The organism is Pseudomonas sp. 102515 (genome assembly GCF_031085165.1).
Lineage (GTDB): Bacteria > Pseudomonadota > Gammaproteobacteria > Pseudomonadales > Pseudomonadaceae > Chryseomonas.
This window is the reverse complement of record NZ_JAVHTY010000016.1, coordinates 1-488: the sequence shown is the minus strand read 5'-3', so window position 1 is coordinate 488 and position 488 is coordinate 1. Positions and strand designations below refer to the sequence as shown.

1 protein-coding gene is annotated in these 488 nt (G+C 62.7%); it reads left to right on the top strand.

Features of this window, described 5'->3' with window-relative positions:
• On the top strand, positions 1-488 hold a 488-nt coding region (locus RCF34_RS22795; protein WP_308710164.1), incomplete at both ends, for a GTP-binding protein.

The following is a 488-nucleotide window of genomic DNA, read 5'->3' as shown; positions in this document are numbered from 1 at the left end:
CCGCACCTGAACGTGGGCACCATCGGTCACGTCGACCATGGCAAGACCACGCTGACCGCAGCGCTGACCAAGGTCTGTGCCGACACCTGGGGCGGTTCCGCTCGTGGTTTCGACCAGATCGACAACGCGCCGGAAGAAAAGGCTCGTGGTATCACCATCAACACCTCCCACGTTGAGTACGACTCGGCGATCCGTCACTACGCGCACGTCGACTGCCCCGGCCACGCCGACTACGTGAAGAACATGATCACCGGTGCTGCCCAGATGGACGGCGCGATCCTGGTTTGCTCGGCTGCTGACGGCCCCATGCCGCAGACCCGCGAGCACATCCTGCTGTCCCGTCAGGTAGGCGTTCCCTACATCGTCGTGTTCCTGAACAAGGCCGACATGGTTGACGACGCCGAGCTGCTGGAACTGGTCGAGATGGAAGTTCGCGATCTGCTGAACACCTACGACTTCCCGGGCGACGACACCCCGATCGTCATCGG